Annotated in this window: 15 protein-coding genes and 1 riboswitch; of the genes, 10 read left to right on the top strand and 5 right to left on the bottom strand. The window is 46.5% G+C overall.

Annotation, left to right across the window (positions count from 1 at the left end; all coding sequences use genetic code 11):
* Positions 1–14: 14 nt before the first annotated feature.
* The 4 genes from QE390_RS23725 to QE390_RS23740 form a co-directional block, all read right to left on the bottom strand.
* A complete protein-coding gene (locus tag QE390_RS23725) occupies positions 15–1,697 on the bottom strand; it encodes a RagB/SusD family nutrient uptake outer membrane protein (protein ID WP_307144193.1) in 1,683 nt (560 codons plus the stop codon).
* Positions 1,698–1,709: 12 nt separating this feature from the next.
* Positions 1,710–4,841, bottom strand: a complete 3,132-nt coding sequence (locus QE390_RS23730) for a TonB-dependent receptor (protein WP_307144194.1) — start codon at positions 4,839–4,841, stop codon at positions 1,710–1,712.
* A gap of 282 nt (positions 4,842–5,123) precedes the next feature.
* Positions 5,124–9,287: a two-component regulator propeller domain-containing protein gene (locus tag QE390_RS23735; protein ID WP_307144195.1), complete on the bottom strand. Its 4,164-nt coding sequence runs from the start codon at positions 9,285–9,287 to the stop codon at positions 5,124–5,126.
* Between the two features lie 1,222 nt (positions 9,288–10,509).
* Complete coding sequence (locus QE390_RS23740; RefSeq protein ID WP_307144196.1) at positions 10,510–11,349, bottom strand: DUF2911 domain-containing protein; 840 nt, start codon at positions 11,347–11,349, stop codon at positions 10,510–10,512.
* A 257-nt stretch (positions 11,350–11,606) separates the two neighbouring features.
* Between QE390_RS23740 and QE390_RS23745 the strand changes: the two genes are divergently transcribed.
* The 9 genes from QE390_RS23745 to QE390_RS23785 all read left to right on the top strand — a co-directional run bounded on the left by QE390_RS23745 (position 11,607) and on the right by QE390_RS23785 (position 20,015).
* Positions 11,607–12,608, top strand: a complete 1,002-nt coding sequence (locus QE390_RS23745) for a YhcG family protein (RefSeq protein WP_307144197.1) — start codon at positions 11,607–11,609, stop codon at positions 12,606–12,608.
* A 235-nt stretch (positions 12,609–12,843) separates the two neighbouring features.
* On the top strand, positions 12,844–13,404 hold the full coding sequence (locus tag QE390_RS23750; RefSeq protein WP_307144198.1) for an AAA family ATPase: 561 nt from the start codon (positions 12,844–12,846) through the stop codon (positions 13,402–13,404).
* A 17-nt stretch (positions 13,405–13,421) separates the two neighbouring features.
* Positions 13,422–13,703, top strand: a riboswitch (cobalamin riboswitch).
* On the top strand, positions 13,689–14,945 hold the full coding sequence (locus QE390_RS23755) for an ABC transporter substrate-binding protein (protein ID WP_307144199.1): 1,257 nt from the start codon (positions 13,689–13,691) through the stop codon (positions 14,943–14,945). It overlaps the preceding riboswitch by 15 nt.
* Complete coding sequence (locus QE390_RS23760) at positions 14,942–15,979, top strand: iron ABC transporter permease (RefSeq protein WP_307144200.1); 1,038 nt, start codon at positions 14,942–14,944, stop codon at positions 15,977–15,979. Before QE390_RS23755 ends, QE390_RS23760 begins: the two co-directional genes overlap by 4 nt.
* The gene (locus tag QE390_RS23765; RefSeq protein ID WP_307144201.1) at positions 15,976–16,995 is read left to right on the top strand and encodes an ABC transporter ATP-binding protein; all 1,020 of its coding nucleotides are present in this window, start codon (positions 15,976–15,978) and stop codon (positions 16,993–16,995) included. Before QE390_RS23760 ends, QE390_RS23765 begins: the two co-directional genes overlap by 4 nt.
* Complete coding sequence (locus QE390_RS23770) at positions 16,967–17,545, top strand: cob(I)yrinic acid a,c-diamide adenosyltransferase (RefSeq protein WP_106636038.1); 579 nt, start codon at positions 16,967–16,969, stop codon at positions 17,543–17,545. Before QE390_RS23765 ends, QE390_RS23770 begins: the two co-directional genes overlap by 29 nt.
* Positions 17,542–18,048 (top strand): bifunctional adenosylcobinamide kinase/adenosylcobinamide-phosphate guanylyltransferase, encoded by a 507-nt coding sequence (locus QE390_RS23775; RefSeq protein WP_307144202.1) that lies wholly within the window; start codon positions 17,542–17,544, stop codon positions 18,046–18,048. The genes QE390_RS23770 and QE390_RS23775 overlap by 4 nt, the downstream gene beginning before the upstream one ends.
* A 509-nt stretch (positions 18,049–18,557) precedes the next feature.
* Positions 18,558–18,695 carry a hypothetical protein gene (locus QE390_RS23780; protein WP_307144203.1) on the top strand — a complete coding sequence of 46 codons (138 nt, stop codon included), beginning with the start codon at positions 18,558–18,560 and terminating at the stop codon, positions 18,693–18,695.
* A gap of 336 nt (positions 18,696–19,031) precedes the next feature.
* Positions 19,032–20,015 (top strand): pectinesterase family protein, encoded by a 984-nt coding sequence (locus tag QE390_RS23785; RefSeq protein ID WP_307144204.1) that lies wholly within the window; start codon positions 19,032–19,034, stop codon positions 20,013–20,015.
* Positions 20,016–20,251: 236 nt separating this feature from the next.
* Here the strand turns inward: QE390_RS23785 and QE390_RS23790 are convergent, their stop codons facing one another.
* On the bottom strand, positions 20,252–20,830 hold the full coding sequence (locus QE390_RS23790; RefSeq protein ID WP_106636042.1) for a nitroreductase: 579 nt from the start codon (positions 20,828–20,830) through the stop codon (positions 20,252–20,254).
* Between the two features lie 753 nt (positions 20,831–21,583).
* Here QE390_RS23790 and QE390_RS23795 point away from each other — a divergent pair.
* A complete protein-coding gene (locus QE390_RS23795) occupies positions 21,584–24,940 on the top strand; it encodes a TonB-dependent receptor (protein WP_307144205.1) in 3,357 nt (1,118 codons plus the stop codon).
* Positions 24,941–24,956 lie beyond the last annotated feature (16 nt).

A 24,956-nucleotide genomic window follows, 5' to 3' on the forward strand; every position in this document is an offset into this window, starting at 1 on the left:
GGGACAAAGAAAGATTAATACCCGGGATTTTGCTCCAGTTTGTTATTGGAAGCCTGAATTTCAGCCCGTGGAATGGGTAACCAGTATTGCTTGTCGGTAAAAGCACGACCGGTTAAGGCTACTTTCTTACTGTAGGTATAATTCGTACCGCTCTTATTGATGTCAATGCCGTAAGCAGGAACATTCTCTACGGTTGAAGCCGTCTTCCAGCGACGAACGTCATAGAAACGATGCTCTTCGAAAGCTAATTCGATCCGGCGTTCATTGCGAATTCGCTCCCGCATCTGAGCCTGCGTCAGCCCCGTTGGTAAAGCAGGCATGCCTACGCCCGTCCGCTGACGGACGGCATTAACGGCTGCGTAAACCGAGGCATCCGGGCCGCTGGCTTCGTTTTGTGCTTCGGCGTAATTAAGCAGGATTTCGGCATAACGGAAGTAAATCCAGGTCTGCGTTCCGGCAACGTCCCAGGGGTTATCAATCGGCAGGTTATCATTCATGAATTTCTTCAGGTAATAACCCGTCTTAGACGTATTCCAGTTAGATGGGCCATCCTTGCTGTCTTTTCCGCCAGGCGTGAACGTCTGAACCGTGCTGTTGCGGTAAGGAGCGTCGTTATAGAGAATCGTCGCATAAAAACGAGGATCGCGGTTGGCATACGGACGGCTAGGATTATAGCTCGTATTGGCATCCGTAATACGGGTTCCGTCCATCATTTCATAGTCATCCACCAGGTTTTGCAAAGGCACGTTACCACCCCAGGCATTGTAACTATTCGGGCCATTCGAAATTTCCAGACACACGTGGCGGGCTCCCTGAGCGTATACCCGGCTGAAAATAATCTCCGAGTTATCGTTCGTTAAAAACAGGTTACCGTAGCCTCCGGTGTATAAACTATACTTGCCTAAGTCCATTACCGCTTTGGCAGCCGAAGCAGCCGAAGCCCAGGTGGCGGCATTTTCATACAAGGGACTGGCTCCGTATAAAAGTAATCGTGACTTGAGGGCCAGAGCGGCACCTTTAGTAGCCCGACCTAAAGCCCAGCTTCCGTCATTCGACAAGGGTAAGTCAGCGGCAGCGGCATCTAACTCGGCTACGGCATAATCAATACCTGCTTTAATGGAAGAGCGATTGAACAGCTCCTGACTGGTCAGGTCATCGCTAATCTGGAAAACTTTGTCGCCTACCAGTACGGCCTTACCATAGTTACGAATCAGATCATGGTAGCGGAAAGCCCGGATGAAACGAAGTTCGGCTTTGATCTGGCGTTTACGAGCTGCCGACATCGGTAACTGCTCAATGTTCGCCAGGGCGTAGTTAATTTCCCGAATACTGCGGTAACTCCGGCTCCAGAACGTTCCGGCGATACCCGTGTTTTCAGGAGCGATTTGTCCCCGCTGAATGAGCCAGGTATTATCATCGTTATTATAGATGGATTCATCCGTCAGCGACGACCACATGGCGTACTCGAACCCCCGACCAAAACCCGGAGGCGTTCCTTCGGCTTCCTTATCAGTCAGGCGAACCCCCATGTAACGATTCACCACATAGGCCTCAAAAAGGACAGAATCCGATAGAATAGCCGCATCCGAAACCCGATCCGTAGGAACGATACTTAGAAAATCCTGTTTACACGAGCTTACCATCGACCCCAGAGCCAGTAATGCCGCTAACAGTTTGGTTGATTTTATATTTTTCATGATCAATCTCAATTAGAACTTAATGTTAACACCCAGATTCACGATTCGCTGTTGAGGATAGAATTGTCCGCTACGGTTATCTCCCTCGGGATCATAATCCTTCACTTTCGTGATCGTGAAGAGGTTAAAGGCACTAGCGTACACGCGGAGCGATGAAATTTTGATTTTAGACAATACGTCCTGCGGAAGCGTATACCCTAACTCGACGTTTTTCAAACGAACGAACGATGCATCGTTGAACCAGAACGTGCTGGGATACAAGCCCCCGTTGATCGAAGAAGAAGCCCGGGAATCAGCACGAGGATAGCTGCCGTCGGGGTTATTGGGGCTCCAGCGGTTATTTGCCCAGCTACTGTAGAAGTTACCCACCTGACCTGATTCGGGTAAGACGAACTGACGAACCATCGTTTGACCCGAGAATACCATCGAAAGATCAAAAGCTTTGTAGCCGCCGTTCAGCACCAGACCGAACGTTAATAAAGGTACGTTACCGTATTTTGTACGAACCTGATCATCTGCCGTGATTTTTCCATCGCCGTTGTAATCTTCGATGATTAAATCACCCAACTGTGCTCCTGACAGGTGTGGATAACGATCCAGATCGGCCTGGGTACGGAAAATGCCGAGGTAACGGTATAATAACTCCGTATTCAAGGGCCCACCCGTCTGACGTTGATACGGCAATAAGCCGGGAGCTTCGTCCATGTTTATGATTTTGCTCTTCGCATACGTGGCATTACCTGAAATGCTATAACGGAAGGGACCCGAGTGGCTGTAGGTTAACGAACCCTCAACCCCGCTGCTATTGACTCTACCGAAGTTTTGATCAGGTAATAATCGATCTGAACCGTAAGGGTTTACGATACCCGTAACCCCTGGAATAGAACCATTACGAGCCGCCAGAATGTCCGAACGCTGCTGATTGAAGTAAATGAATTCCAGACTAAAGTTTTTCAGGAACGTTGCGTTAATACCAATATCCAGTTTTTTCGCCGTCTCCCAGGTAATCTGAGGGTTCGCCAGTTTCGTTAAATCAATACCCGTAGTGATGATGTTAGCACCCGTTACATACTGGTTATTGAAACTGTAGTTGTTGTAATATTGGAACTGAGCTACGTTATCATTACCCAGCGTTCCGTATGACGCACGAATTTTCAAGTCGTCAATGAAATTTACGCTGTTCCTGAACCAGTCTTCCTGAGAAATCCGGTAACCAGCAGATACCGAGGGGAAGAAACCGTACTGCTTTCCTACGGGGAAATTGGACGAACCGTCCACCCGGGCCTGCACTTCAGCCAGGTATTTCTCGTCGAAGTTATAAGCCACACGACCGATGTAACTCTTACGGGTAAAGTTTACGCTGCTTCCCGAGTTATTCTTGTCGGTAGCGGCAGCCCCCCCCTGCGAAAGTTCGGGCGTAGAAGCCGTGGGGAAGTTAATCCGGCTGGCTCCCATCAGAATGTCGTTGCGGCGGTTTTGCTCATAAGCCACAAACGCATTTACATTGTGTTTGCCCAGTTGACGCACATAGTTCAAACGAAGGTGCTGGGTCAAGTTGGTAATGTTCGTTTGCGACTGAGTCAGGGAAGGTTTGCCTGCCGAACCACCCGCCACGACGGGCTGATAAGTATTGCTCGTACTGTTGTAATTATACAACGTGTAAGGAATGCTGAACGTACGGGAGAAATTGAACGATTTGTCCGCTGAATAGAAGCCTTCCAGCGACAGTCCTTCTACGAAGGGGAGGTTATAACTTGCCCGTAAAATACCGTTGAAAATCGACGTGGGGTTATTCGTAGTTCCACCCATAGCTGTACCCAGCACGGCAGGGTTACTGTTTTCCACACCCGTTGAATAATATCCATTAGGGTATTGATCAATCACCGTTGGGTAAGCCCGATAAATGGAGCGGAAGGTATTGCCCGCCGAAGAAACGGGGAATTTCCGATCTTCCTGACGACCTGAAAGCATCAGACTTACTTTGAAATCTTTCGTAACGTTCGCGTCAATGTTTGAACGGAAGTTATACTGCTTGTACTTCGTTGCTCCATTGCGGTATAAAGCATCCTGATAAATTGTACCCAGCGAAACGTAATACTTCACGTTTTCCGTACCGCCATTAATGGACAGGCTTTGCTGATTTTGGGGAGCAACAGGCTTCAAAGCCACCTTTTGCCAGTTGGTATTGGGGTAATTGATCGGATCTGAACCGTTACGGAATTTTTCAATTTGCTCGGCTGAATAAAACTGGTTCATGCCCCCCGACGGATTGTTATAATAATCAATCTCGTTCATAATCGTGGCGAAAGTCGCGGCATCGGCCATTTTAGGCAAACGCGTAGGTGACGAAAAGCCCTGATTGAAACTGTAGGAAATTACAGGCTTACCCGTGGTTCCTCGTTTGGTCGTTACCAGAATAACCCCGTTAGCTGCCCGCGAACCGTAAACCGCCGCCGAAGCATCTTTCAAGATGGAAATACTTTCGACATCGTTCGGGTCCAGACGATCCAGACCGCCTACCTGACCGGGAATTCCATCCACTACGATCAGTACGTCGCTGTTACCCGTTGTGGCAAAACCACGAATTTTATAGCTTGATCCGTCATAACCCGGCTCGCCGCCCCGGTTGTTGGCTACGAAACCCGAGAAACGACCCGCCAGTGAGTTCGAAAGGTTAGGCTGGGGACTTTTCACAATGTCCGCTCCTTTTACTTCCGAAACCGATCCGGTTAAGGTTGCTTTTTTCTGCGTGCCGTAACCTACGACCACCACTTCATTCAATGTCTCGTTATTAGCGGTTAGAGAAACGTCAACCTGACTGCGATTGGCGATCCCCACTTCCTGACTGATGTATCCTACATAACTAACCACGATTGTAGTGGCGTTCGCAGGTACATTCAGAGTGTACTTACCCTCATTATCGGTTGTTGTACCCTGGGTAGTGCCTTTGACTACTACCGTGGCACCAGGTAAAGGCTGCCCGTCGGACGAGCTAATTACTCCACGAATCTGAGTAGTCTGAGCAAAACTCTGAACGGAGCTAATGCCGATCAGGAGCAGGAGCAATAACTGCTTCACTGGATTACTCAGCACGCCTCTGAAGGGTTGAGGCAGCACCCATTTTTCAAGAAAAAGTTTTTCCATAAACGGATTTAAAATAGAACTAATGATTAGGATAAAATAGGAATCAACAGGCCGTAGTTTCTCTGCTGTGGCTGGGATCAGCACAGGTTATACTTCTTCATCTCATGGAAATGGAGAAAAACGGAGTGGGATTCGTTCTATAATTTAACCGAACAAAACTAGGATTATTTGAACAGCACTATAGGGGGACAATCTCACATTTGATGGGGGGTAATTCATTAAAAAGGGTCATTTCCCATAAAAAATTGACCATTTCGGTGATTTACTCCCCCATTTCGGGCCTTACCCTTTGAAGAATTGCTGGCCGAGTGTCTGGTTTTCGTGGAAGGCTTTTCGGTATTTTTTGACGTACTCTGAAGGGTTCATCCCGAAAAGTTTATGAAACTGTTCCCGGAAATATTTTGCATCATTCATACCGACCTGATAGGCCGCTTCGGCAATAGTAATATCCGTACTTAGCAGCAATTGAGCCGCTTTTCTCAGGCGGATAAAGCGAATGAATTCATTAATGGATTTTCCGGAAATGGATTTGATTCGATTGTACAACGTGGACTGACTCAAGCCAATTTCAGCGGACAGCACTTTTGTATTAAAGCCCGAATCCATCACGTGTCGTTCTACAATCTGGATGCAATCCTGAAGGAATTCTTTATACTCTGGCGAGACTTTGAAAGAACTGGATTGAAGCGTGATTTCATTATAAAAGAAACTTCGTAAGTCCTTCCGGTTTTTCAGAATGGAGGCAATCTGAGCTAACAATAGACTAGGCTCGAAAGGCTTTCGCAGGAAAGCATCGGCCCGCTCTTCCATGCTTTGCAGTTCAATTTCCTGCCGCGAGCTTGCCGTTAACAGGATCAGAGGAATGTGACTCAAACTCGCTTCTGATTTAAGCTGATGGCATAATTCCAAACCGGACATTCCGGCCATCATTACATCACTAATGATCAGATCGGGTTGGTATTGATGAGCCTCCGCAAGGGCTTCCTCTCCACTGCCACATTCAATAATGCGATACTGATCTTCGAGTAACTGACGCAAATACGTTCGGATGTCTTCTTCATCGTCCACCAGTACTAGCGTATCTTTTTCCTGAGCGAGTTCAGAAATCATCCCTTTAGCCGGGATGAGCGGAGCTGGAAGCCATTCGAGGTTTTCCGCTCCCGAAAGTTCTTCCAAAAATACCGAAGGCTGGTTTTGGGAAACGGGACTAAGCGGAGCCACTTCTTTCTTACGAAGTGTGATAAAAAACGAAGTCCCCTTGCCTTTCTCCGACTGATAGGTAATCGTACCGCCGTGTTTTTCAACGTAATTTTTAGTCAGGTATAACCCAATCCCAAACCCGGCTTTGCTGGCTCTGTTTTCTGTTTTTTGCTGTTGAAAAAGCTGAAAAATATCCGCAGCCGACTGCTGATCAATGCCTATGCCTGAATCTTCTACGCTTAGGATCACCTGTTTTTCTTTTTCCCGGATCACTACCTGGACAGAGCCCCCCGCTGGTGTAAATTTTAAAGCATTGGAAATCAGATTAAATAAGGCAATTTCCAGTTTCTCACGGTCGCAGGAAATTTCCAGATTTTCATTTTCGCAGGTGTAGGTATACGTGATCTGGTGCATCTCGGCCTGATGCAGAAAGCACTGAAAAACTTCATTACCCATTTCGTAGAGATTCACCGACGAAAGTTTCAGTTGATCCGTTTCCAGTTCTACTTTCTGAAAGAGTAACAACTGATCCATCATACTCAGCAGACGGCGGGCATTGCGGTAAATCAGCGTGAGGTGCGACTGCTCCTTTCCCTCCGGCCGATTGGCCAAAAGTTCTTTTACGGGGTTAATAATCAGGGTTAAAGGCGTTCGGCATTCGTGCGAAATGTAGGTAAAAAACGAAAGTCTTTTTTCGTGCAGCTCCTTCTCTTTCCGGGCTTCTAACTGAGCCAGTTGCACTTCGTAGGTCAATCTCGTCTGTTTCAACCGATACCGCTGATACCCGTACAAAACTAGCACCAAACCTAAAGCATAGCCCGCATAAGCCCACCAGGATTGATACCAAGGCGGCAGAATCTGAATGGGCAGGCTTACGTAATCCTCAAACCAGACCCCATCCTGATTGGCTACTTTAACCTTGAAAACATAATTGCCTGCGGGCAAGTAACGGTACGTAACTGAGCGTTCCTGATCGGTATAATACCAGTCTTTGTCCAGCCCTTCCAGTTGATAAGCGAAACGCGTGTTTTCAGGATAGGCGTAATTGAGTGAAGAAAACTGAATCGTGAAGACGGCTTGGGAAGGGTCTAATACGATGGATTGTTTACCCGCATATTCCTCCATCGGTGTGCTCCCTTTTCCACCCTGTTTATCAAACACCTGAAGTCCCGTAATCATGGCTTTGGGATGGTAACCCGAAGGTTTAATGCGACCGGGCTGGAAGGAATTCCAGCCTTCCGTTCCTCCAAAAAACATCAGATCTTTCTGGGCATCATAAAGGCTCGATCCGGGATTAAATTGTCCCCTTTGCAGGTTATTCTGCTGATCAAAATTCTGTATCCTACGGTCTTTCAACCGAACACTGGAAAGGCCTTTGTTGGTACTCACCCAGGCTACCTGAGCTGCGTCTATTTGAATGGAATTAATAACATTGCTCGGCAGACCATTGGTATCATTGAACCAATCCATCTTTTGATTGACCACGTCATAGACTAGTAACCCATCGCCTTCGGTCCCAATCCATAACCGGCCCGACGCATCAAGGGCCAGCGAAATGACGATGCGGTTTGAGATAAAATACGAATCGGTGGATTGATTGAAAAAGGCCTTGAATTGCTTCGTCTGAACATCCAGGTAATTCAACCCGCCCCCATAGGTTCCAATCCAGAGATTTCCTTTTGCATCTTCCACAATAGCCCTGACATCGTTGGCATTAATGCTACTGTTAGAAGGTTTAAAATGCTGAAACTGACCTGTTTTCTGGTTGAGCAAGCTTAGCCCTCCGCCATTCGTGCCCACCCAGAGTTGTTTCTGCCGATCCTGATAAATTACCCGCACGTCGTTTTTTTCCAGACTACCGGGATTGTCAGCCTGATGAGCATATTGCTGAAAAGAATCGGATTGAGGATGATACCGGAAGAGTCCTTTGGAGTACGTACCAAACCAGAGGTTATTTTCCCGATCCCGATGGGCAGCAATCACCGCCCCATCTTTTAAATCACCCGCCTGATTTCCAGGCACGTAATGTTTAATTATTTCACCATTGGGGTTACTTTTAAAAATACCGCCCCCGTCTGTTCCCAGCCATAGTTTCCCCTCCTTGTCCTGACACATGCCATAAAAACGCATGAAATTTTCACCTTTGGCCGGACTGGTTCGCTGGGTATGCAGGGCAAATTTTTCAGGCTCATGTCCGATTAGATAGACGCCATCACCGTAAGTACCTACCCATACATTTTCATCCCGGTCAATGAAAAGCGATTGTACCGAACGCCCGGTGATGGGTGACTGGTTTGAAGCCTTTACCCGTTCCAGCCGCAACGCTTCGGGCCGTCGGGGCTGGCTTAAATCAATTCGGTATAAACCGCCTTCCTGCACGCCAATCAGAAGCTGATGCTGCCGGGTTTCTACGAAAGAGAGAAAAATTTCGCTGCCCGAGTCGGTGGGTAAATTGAGCTTATAAAATCGGGACTCATTGCGTTTGAATAACACCAGCCCTTTGGCCGTAGCAATCCAGATATTCTGCTGATGATCTTCAAAAATTCGGTGAACCCGGGCTTTAGGAACCTGACTGTAATCGAGGTACGCTTTCTTCAATCTTCGCTGAGCGTCAATCTGGTACAAATCAATGCCCCCCTCGCGAGTGCCCAGCCAAAGTAACCCTTTCGAATCTTCGAATACGTTTAAGATCGCATTCGTCGAAAGTCCTGCTAAGGTTTTCTGAGTATAATAGGTAAATCGATGGTCGTTGACGTGAAAAGAGGCAAAACCCGATCCATTCAGCGAAAGCCATAGATTCCCGTCTTTGGTCTGCGAGATGTCACTAATATCACTGCTCTTCTCCCCTGCTTCGGGCTGCGGATGGTAACGCCTGAATTGCCCTTCCGTTTCAATAAACTCGTTCAAACCGTCCCTCGAAGAAATCCAGAGGGTTCCGTGACGATCTTTAAAAATGCTTTTGATGTAATTTCCGGCAATCGTATTGGTCTGAGCAGAAGAATGCCTGAAAACCTGAAAAGACGTTCCATTGAATCGATTCAGACCATCGCTGGTAGCAAACCACATCTGCCCCTGATTATCCTGTAGAATACTGTTTACCACTCCTAGCGACAAGCCGTCTTTAAGCGAATAATTTAGCACCCGACCTGAATGGGGCTCTTCCGCCCGCATTATTAAAGGCAAGAGCAACAGAATAACCAAGGCAAGTAAGCTCGTGAACGTTATGCGTCCTTCCCTGCCCCTCATTTGATATTTTTTATTACTTATCCGTATCATCTAAACGAAGACTTTCGGCAATGACCGAAGTAAGTCCGAGAAAAAATAGCCTTAAAATTAAGCAATTTTATGTAGAATGATCGTAAGAACTCTAGAGAGGCTAGCTTACCTTCTTATTCCCAATCAATTAGACTTAGGAAGCAACCATTGAATGTAATAAACTCACTGGCAAACAAAATACACTAAGTAATTTAAGCTATTAATAAAGACATAATTGCTTACTAGATGAATTAGATTGTTTCTTATAAATAGTAACAATTTGAACCTTCAATTCATTAAACGATACTGCTAAACTGTAGATTATATAAATCAGGGGTTTTAAGTTTAGTCATCGTTATCTAAGTATTTACAATTAAACCTTAAGTAAGATAAACGTTATGTTTTTGGCTTACCTAGATAATTTTTAGGCAGATTTAAGAAACTATTTAGAATCGTTGAATCCTATCCTTATGCCGTGGTTGGTGAGACACCAACCACTGTTTGCGAGCAAAGCGAAGGAGCTTATGACTTTTTGCGGCCTTATTTGATCTTGGGGAAATTGCTTCCCCGGATTTCATCCGGGGACATTCCAGCATTCCCTCCCGCAGTCGCTCGGCTCTGCCGAGTGACGAATGAATAGCTAGGCCTCTGGCCGATGGTAGTCAAAGCTTTTTAAATTAGGCGAGCTCTTTAGCGTTCTGTCGTTTTATTTGCCTCAGACGGCCAGAGGCCTACTGCTAGGTAGTCACTCGGCAGAGCCGAGCGACTGCGAGAAACTGACATTACATTAAAAGTAGGTAGGCTCTCTTCCGTTCGAGAGGGCGTAGGTGGAAGCGTTTACAATGCGATCTGTCATCCAGAGCGAAGCGAAGGAGATTATGACCTTTTGCGGCCTTACTTGATCTTGGGGAAATTGCTTTCCCGGATGAAATCCGGGGCTATCCAGCCTGGGGCTATCCGTGTTTAACTCCTCCGGGGTTGTTGTTTATGCCGTGGCTGGTGAGGCACCAGTCATGGTATGGAAAGCTAGACGCGACTTGATTACGTCTCTACGAAAAAATGATGATACATACTGAAAGTAATGGCTCTCGACAAAAGCAGACCTAAAGCAGAACTTTTCCACACCAAATCCGACTAAAAACAATACAAGGAAGGCTTTCTATGGGGCAGAAAACCTCCCTTGCATGCGTATTCAATTCTGCTGCAAGCAGTATCACTTGGCTCCTTTTTTCAACTGATCCAATTTATGAGCATATTCGAACTCAAAATCAGTACCTTTCGTCATTGTTGCTGCTTTCTGAGCCGATTCAATAGCTTCTTTTTTCTTTCCTAATTTGGAATAAATTTGAGCTTTCAGAGAATGAATCCAGAAGGCGTTAGGGTTTACTGCCAGCGTTTTGTCCGCGTAGGTGATGGCATCTTCTAACTTGTAATTCACTTCATTGAAATAACCCGCTGCGGCCTGGTAGGGAGGATTACTTCCCTTCAGTTCCTTTTCCAGGTAAGCAATGATTTTCTCCTGGTTATCCGCCACAATCTTCACGGGGACTTTTACATTTTCCCAACGAATATTCAGCGTTAAAGACGAGCTGGTAATATCATTTAAATCAATCGTAAACGTTTCGTAATTTTCTTTGGAAACAACGGGCTTAACGGTAACTTTTGCTACGTCTTTCGCCGCATCAAAAAACTGCTCGCCCTTGCTTTGAAGGCCGCTGTTCAGAATAACCGTCCAACTGTCTTTTCCGGGAATGGTGTATAAGCTATACGCACCCGCCGCCACTTTCTGACCGCCGAAGATAACGTCCTCACCAAACGTGATTTTCGTCAAAGCATTGGCTCCGGTTCTCCAGCTTTTACCGTAAGGGATCATTTCACCGAATACTTTACGACCTCTCATCGAAGGACGAGAATATTCCAGCTCGATTTTAGACGTAGCAAATTGTTGGGTCAGGCTGATTTTAGGGCTTGCAGAAGGTAACTTCATATCCTGAGCCATCGCCGCTGTTGATAATAAACAGGCACTGGCCAGACAGATAATAACTTTTTTCATAATGAATTATAAAGATGTTTTGCAATCAAGAGATGAAACTGACTTCAGCTCATTCGTCCGCAAATTACATCCAGTAACTTCCAGAAAAAAATGCTTGAGCATCCCCAAGAGCAGGTGAAAGTGCTATTTCATTCTTCGTCCATAAGCTACGGAATCGTTGATGCCCTATAAAGTCTGCATAAAAACGACCATTGTTTTTTTAGCTACTTTGACTAATTTGGCCAATTGCCAAAGCGAAAGTTTTAACAAGCCATCCCATGCATTTGAATAAAAATATCCTATCACAAATTCAGTCCATTATTGCCAATGCCCAGCAAAAAGCCATACGCAGTGTGGACTTTGAGCGAGTGCTGATGTACTGGCATATTGGAAAAGTAATAGTTGAGGAAGAGCAGCAGGGCGAAGACCGGGCTACTTACCGGACCTTTTTGATAAAATCCATATCCGATACTTTTCAACCCCAATTTGGGACCGGATTTTCAGTGCGACAGTTAGAGATGAATCGGCAGTTTTACCGTACGTTCCCAATTACGAACGCACTGCGTTCGCAATTCAGTTGGACTCATTACAGGTTACTTATTCGTATTGATAATCAAGACAAAAGAGAATTTTATATAGCAGAAGCTGAAAAAAACAATTGGACGGCAAGGCAACTCGAACGCCAGATCAACAGTCAGTTATTTGAGCGACTTTTGTTGAGCAATGACGTACAGGCCGTTTTGGCCGTAGCCCGAAATGAAAAACAACCCACCGATGCCAAAGAGATCATTAAAGACCCAATGGTTCTGGAGTTTTTAGGGCTTAAAAGAGAAGCATCGTATTACGAAAAAGACCTGGAAACGGCTATCATTACCCACTTGCAGGATTTTATTTTAGAACTGGGTAATGGCTTTGCTTTTGTAGCCCGGCAAAAAAGAATCCATATCGACGGGGATGAGTATTTTGTGGATTTGGTATTTTACAACCGCTTGTTACAATGTTTCGTAGTGATTGAAATAAAGACTCAAAAACTCACGCATCAGGATTTAGGGCAATTGCAGATGTACGTAAATTATTACGACCGCTACGAAAAACAGGAGTTTGAAAATCCCACCATCGGCATTTTGCTTTGCACCGATAAAAATGATGCAATGGTCAAAATATCTTTGCCTGAAAGTAACAAAACCATCATTACCAGTAAATACCAACTCTATTTACCTACCGAGCAGCAATTGCTGGAAGAAGTGAAGAAAGAAATCGAAAAATTGGATAACATTTGATTAGCAATACAAGCTTACCCCAGACCAGCACCACCGCAGAACCCTTCGAATAGAACAATTAACTATTGCTTTCGGGAAGCAAATTCAGCCTGATTGCGAGGGTGAAATAGCTCTGTCTGGCTCTGGAGAAAAATATTACATGTTCATAGCATTGTTCCCTAAATATGGGTTATAGCTCTGAAATAACGGGTACACAAGATTTTATCGACATGTACTATCCTTTAGTTTTAGAAAAATGAGGCATCGAATTGTGATTTCTGGAGGACCGGGGGCGGGGAAAACTACCTTAATTGACGCTTTGCAAAAACAGGGGTATGCCACTTCCGCAGAAGTTTCCCGTCGGTTAATTCGCCAGCAAGTGGAGCTTCAATCTGACTTAGTTCCCTGGAAAAATTTGGAAGGCTTTGCCCGGCTGGCTCTGGAGGCCATGATTACGGATTTCGAAAACAGTCCTTCCGAGCTAACCTTTTTTGATCGCGGCATTCCCGATATCATTGCTTACCTGGAAGTTGGCGGCTTACCGGTCTCCAAAGATTTCCTGAAAGCTGCTCGGCGTTATCGGTACCATAACCAGGTAGTTATGACACCACCCTGGCTGGAAATTTACGTAAACGACGACGAACGCTGGCAAAGTTTTCAGGAAGCACAGGAGCTTTATCAGGCCATCGCCAGCGTTTACAAAACCTGCGGGTATGAGTTACTGGAATTATCCAAAGGTCCAGTAAATGAGCGAGTTACTTTCATCACCTCTGCTCTGACAGGACTTCTTTCCGTTGAAGCCTTTCCCGCCCGTTAATTCTTCGTAGATTTGCCCCTTCATTCATACATGAAGGTATGCCTCCTGCATAAGGAAGGGATTTAAAAGGGAATTCGGTGTAAACCCGAAACAGTCTCCGCTGCTGTAAATTCCAGTTGAGTTGAATGAGTTTTGAGTATAGAGTTTTGTGTTGATTCTGTCAAAGGCCAGACTAACTCAAAACCCAAAACTCAAAACCCTACACACAAAACTTCCAAACACACATCCACTGAGCCTAGCTTGGGAAGGAGTTTGGGAGGGAATGAGTCAGAAGACCTGCCTTGATGGTTAACCCCCGACAGCTTTCGGATGAAAAGCTGGTACGAACCATGATGCATTATTCTATTTTTTCCAGCCGGGAAACAATGACCCGGTGGGCTTTCGGTTTGCTGATTAGCCTGGGCTGTATGGCAGGCTTTACGCAATGCAGTACTACTTCTTCCGTCTCTGAACAAGGCGACATTTCAGTTAAACAGGATTACTTTCCCGAAAAAGTAAAACTTAGCCACGCCAGAGGCTTCCGCATTCAATACCGACCCAACTATAAAGTAGTCGATATTCTCAGCCCCTTTGAAAAATCCACGGATACCGCTCGTTACATCCTCTTGCAACGCGGTACGCCCCGGCCCAAAGGGTATGCAGATCGGCAGATTATTGAAATTCCCCTCCGAACCATGGTCGGGATGTCTTCACTCCACATTGGTTTGCTGAGTTTTCTCTCGGCAGAAGACGTATTAATTGGACTGGGCGATTTGAAATACGTATCATCACCCAAAGTCATTGAACGGATTAATGAAAAGAAAATTACGCAGGTCGGCAAAGATCAGACACTTAACGAAGAGGTTCTGGTAGCATTAAAACCCGATCTGGTAATGACCGTAGGGCAACCTAATGCCCGCATGGATCGGTACCAGACCCTGAACGCAGCAGGCGTGCCGGTGTTAATCAACTCCGAATGGGTAGAAAATACGCCGCTGGGACGGGCAGAATGGGTAAAACTGATGGCGGCTTTGCTGAATAAAGAAGCATTGGTTAATCAGAAATTCGCTGAGGTTGAAAAAGAATACAAACGCCTGGCGGGCCTGACTAAAAACCTAAAAAACAAGCCCAGCATTATCACGGGTACGAGTTATAAAGATGCCTGGTATGTTCCGAACGGAGATAGCTATATGGCTCAGTTTTTTCGGGACGCGGGCACTACCTATCACTGGGACAAAGTCAAGGCAACGGGAAGCTTACCTCTCAATTTTGAAGCCGTTTATCCCATTGGTTTGAAAGCGGATTACTGGTTGAATGTCGGCATTAGCGGTCGAGATACGAAGAAAGACATTCTTGATAAAGATAGCCGTTACGGAGATTTTAAGGCTTTCAAAACGGGTCAACTCTATAACTACAGCAAACGGACCAATGCTCGTGGATCGAATGATTACTGGGAGTCGGGAGCGGTTAATCCGCATCTGATTTTATCCGACCTGATTAAGATTCTGCACCCGGAGCTTTTACCCGATTACGAGCTGTATTACTACAAAAAACTGCAATGACCCGACCGCTGTTATTCAGCCTGCTGATTCTGCTGAGCGTGGTGTGTTTCGTAGTAAACCTTACGCTTGGTTCGGTATCGATTCCAGCCAGGGAAGTGGCCCGTATTCTCTTTACCCAACAATCTGAACAAACGGCCTGGCTTTTCATTATTGAAAAAATTCGTTTGCCTAAAGCCCTTACCGCCGTATTGGTGGGCTGGGGACTGTCGGTAAGTGGGTTACAAATGCAAACCTTATTCCGAAACCCACTCGCGGGACCTTCGGAACTGGGCATTACCGCCGGGGCTGGGCTGGGGGTGGCAGCTATTATGTTAGGTAGCGGAAGTGTAACGAGTTTATATGCCATTCGTCAGTTAGGGATTTCAGGCAGTTGGCTGATTGTATTCATGGCCTCGCTGGGTTCAGCAATGGTGTTATTACTAGTCTTGTCAATTGCCGGACGGATACGTGATCATGTCGTCTTGCTCATTGTTGGTGTGATGGTGGGAACCATCACGATTTCCATCATTAGCATCTGGCAGTATTTCAGTCAACCCGAACAATTGCAGGAATACCTGCTCTGGACGTTTGGCTCGTTGGGCGGTGTGGTAGATTATCATCTGCTTGTGCTTTCTACCGTGGTGATTTTCGGATTAATACTCGCCTTTGCTTCGTCCAAGGCTTTGAATAGTTTATTACTCGGCGAAGCGTATGCCCGTAGTATGGGCTTAACCGTAGGCCGGGCCCGCACCATCATTCTGGCCAGTACCAGCATTCTCACAGGAAGTATCACAGCCTTTTGCGGACCCATCGGCTTTATTGGGATTGCCGTACCACACCTAACCCGCTCGTTGCTGGGCACTTCCAATCACCGCATTCTCATCCCGGCCAGTGGATTAATCGGTAGTATCTTAATGCTGGTTTGCGATAGCATTGCTCAGTTACCCGGCACCCAGTCGGTTTTACCAATCAATGTTGTTACTTCTTTGCTTGGGGCTCCGGTCGTGATTTGGATGATTGTTAGTCGTCATAACCTCAGAGCTTCTTTCTCATGAGTGCAGACCTGTTATTACATACCCGTCACTTAAGCATCGGTTATGGCAATCATCGGGTGGCGGGACCCTTATCCGTTCAGCTCAAGGCAGGGCAACTCGTGTGTTTACTCGGGCCCAATGGAGCCGGAAAATCCACGCTCATGCGAACCCTTTCGGGCTTACAAAATGCCTTAGAGGGGGACGTATATCTAGGAGATAAACGACTTTCTCATATTCCGCCGACTGAACTGGCTAAAAAATTAAGTCTGGTCTTAACCGAACGGGTCGAAGCGGGTCATTTGACCGTTGGTGAACTGGTCGCTCTGGGTCGGACGCCTTATACCAACTGGCTCGGAAGCTTAACTTCAGCGGATCAGGAGCGAGTTCAATGGGCTCTGGCACTAACAGGCACTCAGTCGTTCATAAACAGACGCTTACCTCAGTTAAGCGATGGCGAGCGTCAAAAAGTAATGCTGGCTCGTGCCCTGGCTCAGGACACGGATTTGATTTTACTGGATGAACCCACGGCTCATCTCGATTTACCCAGCCGCGTGGAACTGATGCGGTTGTTACACGAACTGGCCCGACAAACCCGGAAAGCTATTTTGCTCTCTACGCACGAACTGGACCTGGCCCTTCAGGCAGCGGATGAATTATGGCTTTTGGGAGCTAAAGGAGAATTTGAGCACGGCGTTCCCGAAGATTTAGTCCTCAACGGGTCCTTCGAGCGAACGTTCGCTGCTTCTGGTTTTGCGTTTGACCGTACCACCGGAACGTTTCAAATGTATCCGGCTCCAACGGGACCAGCCTTGGGTTTACAGGGTAATTCAGCCGCTTACTTCTGGACGCGAAGGGCCTTGTCACGTGAAGGGTATCAAATTCAGGCATCGGCCAGACATTCCGTTCAAGTTACCAACGAAGGATGGTTTATTGATGAACAAACCTTCGTTACTTCTATTCACGATTTATTACAGGAACTTTCCAATCGGTATTCATACCGCACTGACAATGAAGATTTACACAAAAAAAGGAGATAAAGGCACGACGGGATTATTTGGCGGCAGCCGGGTTGATAAAGACAATGTTCGCGTGGAATGCATTGGAACGTTGGATGAAGTCAACTCAACTATTGGTTTGTTACGGGTGAAACTGGGCAATGAACATGCCTGGCAAAGCAATCTTCATAAGATTCAGAAGGACATGATGGACATGATGTCGCATCTGGCTCGCCCTTCGGATGCGAAAAAAGAAAACAAGAATCCTATGCCCGTAGACGGAGCCGAATTTTGCGAAAACTGGATTGATGAACTGGAGGCGGCGATGACTTCTCCTTCGGATTACTTCCTGTTACCCGGCGGGAATGAAGTGTCGGCCCTATGCCACATGATTCGTACGCAAATGCGTCGGGGCGAACGCCGACTGGTTTCCCTGATTAAAACGGATGAGGTTCACGAGGCCATTCCAGCCTATATTAATCGTTTGTCCGATCTGTTTTTTACCCTGGCCCGGGCCGAGATGGATCAGGCGGGAGTGGCCGAGGAGAAATGGCAATTATTCCTTTACAAACGTTTTAAATCTGCCGAATGATCCTTTATATCTCGGGAGGAGCCCGCAGCGGCAAGAGCCGTTACGCCCAGTTGCGGGCTAAGGCTTGGTCAGAAAATCCCGTTTACGTAGCCACGGCTAAAATTTGGGATGATGAATTTGCCGAACGGGTCCAGCGACACCAGCAGGAACGCGGTCCTGAATGGACCAGTCTGGAAGCCGAGAAAAATCTTGCCGGACTGCCCCTGGCTCATCGGGTCGTGGTAATTGATTGTGTTACCTTATGGTTAACCAATTTATTCATGGACCATGACAGCCACCTTGAATCAACCTTAGCTGCTTTCAAAGCTGAGATTGATGCTCTGTTACAAATTCCTGCAACGCTGATCATCATATCCAATGAAATTGGGATGGGCTTACACGCCGAAACGGCTCTAGGTCGCCAATTCACTGATTTACAAGGCTGGGCCAATCAATACGTAGCGGAGAAAGCGTCAGAAGCTATCTTCATGGTTTCAGGGTTACCATTGGTTTTGAAGGAATAAATCATTAACTTCTTTCAGAATTTCAACCTTTAGACTATGCTCGTACGCGACTGTGTCGCGGATGCCTGAGAAAAGCGTCTGCGACGTTCAGCGTTATAGACGCTCTTCTTTCCAATCCGGCTTGGAAACGAGGACTAATAGTTGAACGAAGAGCGTTTTAAAGTAACATCCTCTTTTAGTAGAGACGCGACTTTATCGCGTCTTGCTGGGGAATGGGAGTATATTGAATGTAGCCTTTATTGCCTCTTACCCCAGACGCGATAAAGTCGCGTCTCTACCTTAATTTGTATTTCGATATCCCTCCCGCAGTGTCCCCGGATTTCATCCGGGGAAGCAACCAAGTAAAGCCTCTAGCAGTCGCTCGGCTCTAGCCGAGTGACTGCGGGAGTCCCTGGATTTCATCCGGGTCCATCCAGACCGGGGCTACCTATATTAAATCCCGCTGGGGTTGTTGTTCAAATCGTATTATGACAAATAACCCCGGAGGGGTTAAACACGAGTAGCCCCGGATGAAATCCTGGGAAGCAGCCGCCAAAGATCATAAGGTCCTTCGCTCCGCTCTGGATGACAGATCAGGGTATAAACGAAAGCCTCCAACGGTGTTTGCATCCGTACGAACGCCTACTTACGCTCTTCCTTTTTATTGAAAATGTCTTTGTCAGACAACCTATAAAGACCAGCCTAAAATTTTTAAGACTATACATGATACCTTATTATTCAATCACCTGTAAGTCCAAGGCGAGCCAATACCCCTAAAGTCCTCAGCCATTTCTTCGGTTGCCTCTGAAAATCAATCAGACTAAGATTTGCCGGAAGTAAGGTTCGTAGCGGAAAAACAGGTCTTCCTAATTACTGAACCTACTACTGTGAATTGATGCGTCCTTTCCTACCTGGGTTCAGCAAGCGTCTGATAACAAACGCAAAAAACAGAATCGACTCACTTAAATCCGGCGAGCGGGTTTATCCGTTCCCTACTACTTACGATGAAAAGAATTTTGCTCTTTGGTTATTTCATGCTGGTAACGCTGAGTCTGGCAGCTCAGCAAAAAAGTCCCATCCAGGCCATCACCTACACCATAGCTCAGGACGGCAGCGGCGATTTCAAAACGATTCAGGAAGGCGTGAACTCCTTCCGAGATCATATGCAGGTACGGGTTACTTTGCTGGTGAAGAACGGTATTTACCCTGAAAAGCTAGTCATTCCATCCTGGAAACCTACTATTCACATCAAGGGAGAAAGTAAAGAAGGGGTGATTATTACGGACGATGATTTTTCGGGAAAAGATTATCCAAAGGGTAAAGACGCAACGGGCAATGCTAAGTTCAGCACGTATACTTCTTACACTGTTCTTGTGGACGCTCCCGACATTATTTTGGAGAACCTAACGATTCGAAATACTGCCGGACGCGTCGGTCAGGCGGTTGCCTTACACGTCGAAGGCGACCGCTTTGTTTGCAGAAATTGTATTTTATTGGGTAATCAGGATACGCTGTACGCGGCTCGTGAAGGCAGTCGACAGTATTACCAAAATTGCCACATCGAAGGCACTACTGACTTCATTTTTGGTAAATCAATTGCCGTTTTTCAAACCTGCCGTATTAAAAGCCTCTCAGATTCATACATCACCGCCGCTGCGACGCCAGCTTATCAAACCTACGGATTTGTATTTCTGGACTGCGAATTGATCTCCGATCCAGCGGCGAAAAAAGTATATCTGGGCCGACCCTGGAGACCCTGGGCAAAGACGGTTTTCATTCGCACGAAAATGGGTGCACACATCGTACCCGAAGGTTGGAACAATTGGGAGAATGCGGAAAATGAGAAAACCGTTTTATACGCCGAGTATGAAAGTCGGGGCACGGAAGTAACGAACCGCGTTAAATGGGCAAAAACGCTGACGGCTAAAGAAGCAAAGACGTATACACCTGAACGTATTCTGGCTGGTAACGATCAATGGAGACCCTGATACTTTTGTGGAATCTACTAGCCCAAGCAAAACGAAGGGCTTACGTACCTTTATCTAACTTCCCCAAAATTTAAAACTTTTGGGAAGTTAGACACTAACCCTTGCTGCCAGATTCTATCGGTAAAGGTTTCGTAAGTCGCATGAAGGTCCGACGATTGTAAACTTTAGAGTCTTTCTTGCAGGTTAATACATTTTCTGAGCAGGTCTACCATAAAAAACACCCGCTCAGAAAATTGTTAATCTTCAATCCAGGTCAGTTTATCGATAATGGGTTTTCGAACGGCAGGTTTCGTGATTCCATCAAATCGTCCCATATAAAACAGTCCTACGCACTTTTCATTAGGCTTGAGTTCTAAAAAGGCCCCGAGCTTATCCAGATTTCCGGGTGTGCTCCAGTATGAACCAATTCTCATGGCCGAAGCGGTCAGCCACATGTTTTGAACGGCACAAGCTACGGCAGCCAGCTCTTCCCATTCCGGTACTTTTTCGGGATGTAACTCCATATTGATGGCAATCACAGCAGCCGAACGCAACGCTTTTTGGCGAGTACCCTCGTATTTCGCTTCTGAAAAACTTTCAGGCGTCGTCTGACTACGATAGGTTTCCCCTAAAAAATCCGCTAGTTTATAGAGTCCATTACCTCTGAAAATAGTAAACCGCCAGGGTTCGGTCAATCGGTGCGTTGGAGCGTAATTGGCGTTTTCCAGAATCATTTCAATTTCCTGAATGGAAATTTCTTCGCTGGTATAACTCGGAGGAAAAATACTGCGACGGTTACGAATGACTTCGTTAAGTACTTCGAGTGACAGGGTCATAATTTTTAAATGTATGATAGTAGATAAGTGATCCGTATGCTCGCTGGCTCCATTATTAAGCTTCAAAAAAATAATCCCTTCATTAGTTCCAACGGTACATAAGGCCTTCCAAAGTTTAGACTATAATTTCCTTTCCATCCTTTATACTTTTAGAAATATACTGCATCAAGTTGAGTCTCCTTTGTTGCTGAATCCTCATTTCCGTCAGTCGGCAGATTTCTATTTAGTCAGTGCAGTCTTACTGATAAACTTCCCTTGCTCCTACCCCAGGTATAGGACGTTAATAGGGTAGGCTATCACTGGACAAACATGGTGAAGACACTACCCCTAAGTGATAGCCCAGATGGGTAAGCAAAAGTCCTGATGGATCTAATCAGGACACGTTTAATTCTAGGTAGTATCCTAAAGCTACAGGCGTAAATCTGTGTTTTTATACTCAAAAACCTTAAGGCGAAGCAGACCCCGTATTAAGTAAAAGATACGCCGCCTAAACCCTGTTTAGAATTAGATTATATTACCCTAATGCACGGAATCATGAGATTTGAGGGTAAAAGCAGGGTTTTCAAACCTTTCAGCAGAAAAAAGAAATGGTACTTGGTCGGTATAGGGACTATTGACTAAATCGGACCTTCTTTTTGACGAAAAAAACGCCCCCTGCTCTGCCCTCACTCCTCTACTTTTGAACTATTCCAATTTTTTTTATTCCCCCCTAGGCCGTTCACTCAAGAATCAAGGTCCGAAACAATGAGAATTATGTTTCAAAAACGTTTACCACTAAAAGGGCTACTTTTTACCGGAGTAACGCTTTTGTCAGGTGCATTGCCTGGAAACCGGCAGGTTTCGGCAATGCACCTGCCTTTACATGCCTATGAAAATCCTGCTTCGCCCCTATCACCCTCGCAGGTCGTCACTACCATCTCCGGCACGGTACAAGACGAAAAAGGGAACGTATTAGCCGGGGCAACCATCTCCGTAAAAGGAGTGCCGAATCTGGGAACTACCACTGACGGCAACGGTCGGTTTAGTTTACGTATACCAGATAACGTTAAAGACCCGGTTCTGGTCATTTCCTACATTGGTTTTCAATCGCAGGCGGTAGCCATTGGCAACAAGACCAATCTTACCATTCAACTGGAGTCTGATCATAAAGCACTCAATGAAGTCGTTGTTGTCGGTTTCGGTCAGCAGAAACTTCCGACCGTTACGGGTGAAATCAGCGTTGTCGATAGCAAAGCCCTGCTGCAAACTCCAGTGGCCAACATTACCAACATGCTGATTGGACGGGCGGCTGGTATTAGCGGTATCCAGAACAGTGGTGAGCCTGGACAAAATGCCACGACCATTCGGATTCGGGGGATATCTACACTAAACGGCTCCGATCCACTCATCGTAATCGACGGGATTCAACAGCCTACCGAACAGCCGTATACGGTACTGAACGCCATGGATCCCAACGAAATTGATAACATCAGTGTACTTAAGGATGCTTCTGCTACGGCAGTATTCGGTATTCGTGGAGCAAACGGAGTAATCATCGTTACCACCAAACGTGGTCGGACCAATCGTCCTCAATTTAGTTTCTCAACGAATCAGGCCTTTACCAGAGCCTCTTCCCTATTCGAAACGCTCAATTCTTATGAGTTTGGATTGCTTCGCAACGAAGCCGTTCGAAATGCTCAGGCTTCGGGTGATAACAGTTACAACCAGCTTCTGTTCTCGAACGACGAACTCTGGAAGTTTCAGAATAACCGGGATTATACCCCCGCCGAGGTAAATGCCATGAACCTCACGGCTGACCAGAAACAAGCTCTGCTGAATAGTCCGGCTCTGTACTACACGAGCAATAACTATTACAAGGAGCAATTCGGCGGCGTAGGTCGGCAGCAACAGTATAACCTGAACGTATCGGGCGGCACCAACCGGGTAAAGTACTTCGTCTCGCTGGGAAATTTCCAACAGGCAGGTATTCTGAACAACACAAAATACGGAGGATCAAATACCAATCCTTATTTCAATCGGTACAACTTCCGGTCTAACGTTGATATCGACGTATTTAAGAATTTCCAGGTATCGTTCAACATGGCCGGTCAGACTTCCATCGCCAGAGTACCCGGAGCTGGTAACTCTTCCGGAGACTTTGGAAACCGCTATCAGAACATCATTCAGAGTATTCTGGAAAACAGCCCCTTCTCTGGCCCAGGTATCGTAGATGGGCGTTTGGTAACGGGCTTCGTAGGATTACCCGGCGATCCAACCAATCCCGTTGGCAGTAAGGGAGGAGGAGGATATACGCCTCTCACTCAACTCCTTACGGCGGGAACACGTACCATGTATACCACTACCCTGACCAGTAACTTCGTGGTGAAACATACGATGGGTTACATCACGCCGGGTCTGAGCTCGCGGGTATCGGTTGCGTATGATGATAGCTACACGAAAGGATTTGCCAAAACGGTTAGCATTCCACAGTTCAGTGCCATGCGAAACCCATCCGATCCAGCCAATCTGATTTTTATCGGTGGGCAGATCAGTCCTACGTCCACGGCTGATAACGTGGGTAATGGGTCCTGGAATAAACTGTATCTGGAAGCTGCAATTGATTACAATCACAGTTTTGGAGATCATACGGTTACGGGTTTGATCCTTGGAAACGCCCAGCGGTTTACGGCCAACGGACAGGGTTACAACACTCCTTCTGGTCTGATGGGTCTGGTCGGACGGGTTACGTATAATTTCAAAGAACGTTACCTGTTTGAGTTTAACATGGGCTTCAACGGTAGTGAGCAGTTTGCTCCGGGTAGACGATTCGGGTATTTCCCCTCCGTTTCGCCCGGTTGGATTTTGTCCAACGAATCGTTTTTCCCTAAAAACGATCTAGTTACCTGGGTAAAATTCCGGGGTTCGTACGGAGAAGTAGGCAACGACCAGTTAGGTGGCCGTCGCTACTTATACCTGCCTAACACCTGGGCTTACAACGGTCGGGGTTATTACTTCGGCAGAAGCGATGGGTCCAGTGCCAACCCCTACTTCAGCGGGGCTCAGGAAACGGCCTTAGGAAATCCGGCCATTACCTGGGAACGTGCCCGGAAAACGAACTTGGCTGCTGAATTCCGGTTCCTGAAGGATCGTCTGACCGTAAACACGGCCTTATTCTGGGAAAATCGGAACAACATTCTGGTATCCCTGGGAACGATTCCCGGTACCTATGGTGTGCCTGACTGGAACGTACCTCCGGCTAACGTAGGACGGGTTAGTAACCGCGGCTATGAACTCTTCGGCGAATGGAACGATAAAGTAGGAGCCGTTCAGTACTTTGTCAGAGGAACCTTCTCCTATGCTCGTAACCGAATTGACTATCGGGCGGAAGCTCCCTACCCTTACCCCTGGATGAACTCGACTGGGTATTCCATCGGCCAGTATAAAGGGCTGCGGACGGATGGCTTCTACAACACGCAGGAAGAACTCAGCAATCGCCCCTACAATACGTTTGGCGGTAATCAGGCAAAATTGGGAGATATCAAATTCCGTGACATTAACGGCGATGGTATCCTCAACAATCAGGATCTGGTGCCCATCGGCTATTCTAACCTGCCACGGGTAGCGTATAACTTTTCCGTAGGTCTTTCCTACAAAGGTTTTGATATCAACGCTCTGTTCATTGGTACAAAACAGGGGTCTTTCCCTCAGTATGGGTATATCCTCAGCACGCCTTTCGCCAAAAACGTAGGTGCCGTGATGCAATATGCCTATGACGGACGCTGGACTCCTGAAAAATATGCCGCAGGACAGCCCATTTATTACCCTACCATCTCTTTCAGTGGCGGTCAGTCTAATAACAACCAGTTGAGTGATTTCTGGCTCAAGTCAAATGATTTCACTCGCTTGAAAAACCTTGAAGTCGGCTATACATTCCAGCAGAATAACTCTTTCCTGAAAGCCACGCATTTGCAGGGGGTACGCTTGTACGTAAATGGCAACAACCTCTTTACGTGGGGTTCCCACCTCATCAATGGAATTGATCCCGAACAGGCTGATACGGGCAAAAACTCCATGGGATACCTCTACCCGTTGACTCGCACTTTCAATATCGGAGCAAGTATCCAATTCTAAGTTCATTTCAGAAGCA

It is taken from the genome of Siphonobacter sp. SORGH_AS_1065, assembly GCF_030818595.1.
In the GTDB taxonomy this organism is placed as follows: Bacteria; Bacteroidota; Bacteroidia; order Cytophagales; family Spirosomataceae; genus Siphonobacter.

Coding starts and splice junctions, on each gene's coding strand:
- QE390_RS23770 (WP_106636038.1), top strand. CDS start 16,967: ATGAAGATTTACACAAAAAAAGGAGATAAAGGCACGACGGGATTATTT.
- QE390_RS23790 (WP_106636042.1), bottom strand. CDS start 20,830: ATGACCCTGTCACTCGAAGTACTTAACGAAGTCATTCGTAACCGTCGC.
- QE390_RS23725 (WP_307144193.1), bottom strand. CDS start 1,697: ATGAAAAATATAAAATCAACCAAACTGTTAGCGGCATTACTGGCTCTG.
- QE390_RS23735 (WP_307144195.1), bottom strand. CDS start 9,287: ATGAGGGGCAGGGAAGGACGCATAACGTTCACGAGCTTACTTGCCTTG.
- QE390_RS23730 (WP_307144194.1), bottom strand. CDS start 4,841: ATGGAAAAACTTTTTCTTGAAAAATGGGTGCTGCCTCAACCCTTCAGA.
- QE390_RS23785 (WP_307144204.1), top strand. CDS start 19,032: ATGAAAAGAATTTTGCTCTTTGGTTATTTCATGCTGGTAACGCTGAGT.
- QE390_RS23750 (WP_307144198.1), top strand. CDS start 12,844: ATGAGGCATCGAATTGTGATTTCTGGAGGACCGGGGGCGGGGAAAACT.
- QE390_RS23740 (WP_307144196.1), bottom strand. CDS start 11,349: ATGAAAAAAGTTATTATCTGTCTGGCCAGTGCCTGTTTATTATCAACA.
- QE390_RS23755 (WP_307144199.1), top strand. CDS start 13,689: ATGGTTAACCCCCGACAGCTTTCGGATGAAAAGCTGGTACGAACCATG.
- QE390_RS23780 (WP_307144203.1), top strand. CDS start 18,558: ATGAAATCCTGGGAAGCAGCCGCCAAAGATCATAAGGTCCTTCGCTCC.
- QE390_RS23775 (WP_307144202.1), top strand. CDS start 17,542: ATGATCCTTTATATCTCGGGAGGAGCCCGCAGCGGCAAGAGCCGTTAC.
- QE390_RS23795 (WP_307144205.1), top strand. CDS start 21,584: ATGTTTCAAAAACGTTTACCACTAAAAGGGCTACTTTTTACCGGAGTA.
- QE390_RS23765 (WP_307144201.1), top strand. CDS start 15,976: ATGAGTGCAGACCTGTTATTACATACCCGTCACTTAAGCATCGGTTAT.
- QE390_RS23760 (WP_307144200.1), top strand. CDS start 14,942: ATGACCCGACCGCTGTTATTCAGCCTGCTGATTCTGCTGAGCGTGGTG.
- QE390_RS23745 (WP_307144197.1), top strand. CDS start 11,607: ATGCATTTGAATAAAAATATCCTATCACAAATTCAGTCCATTATTGCC.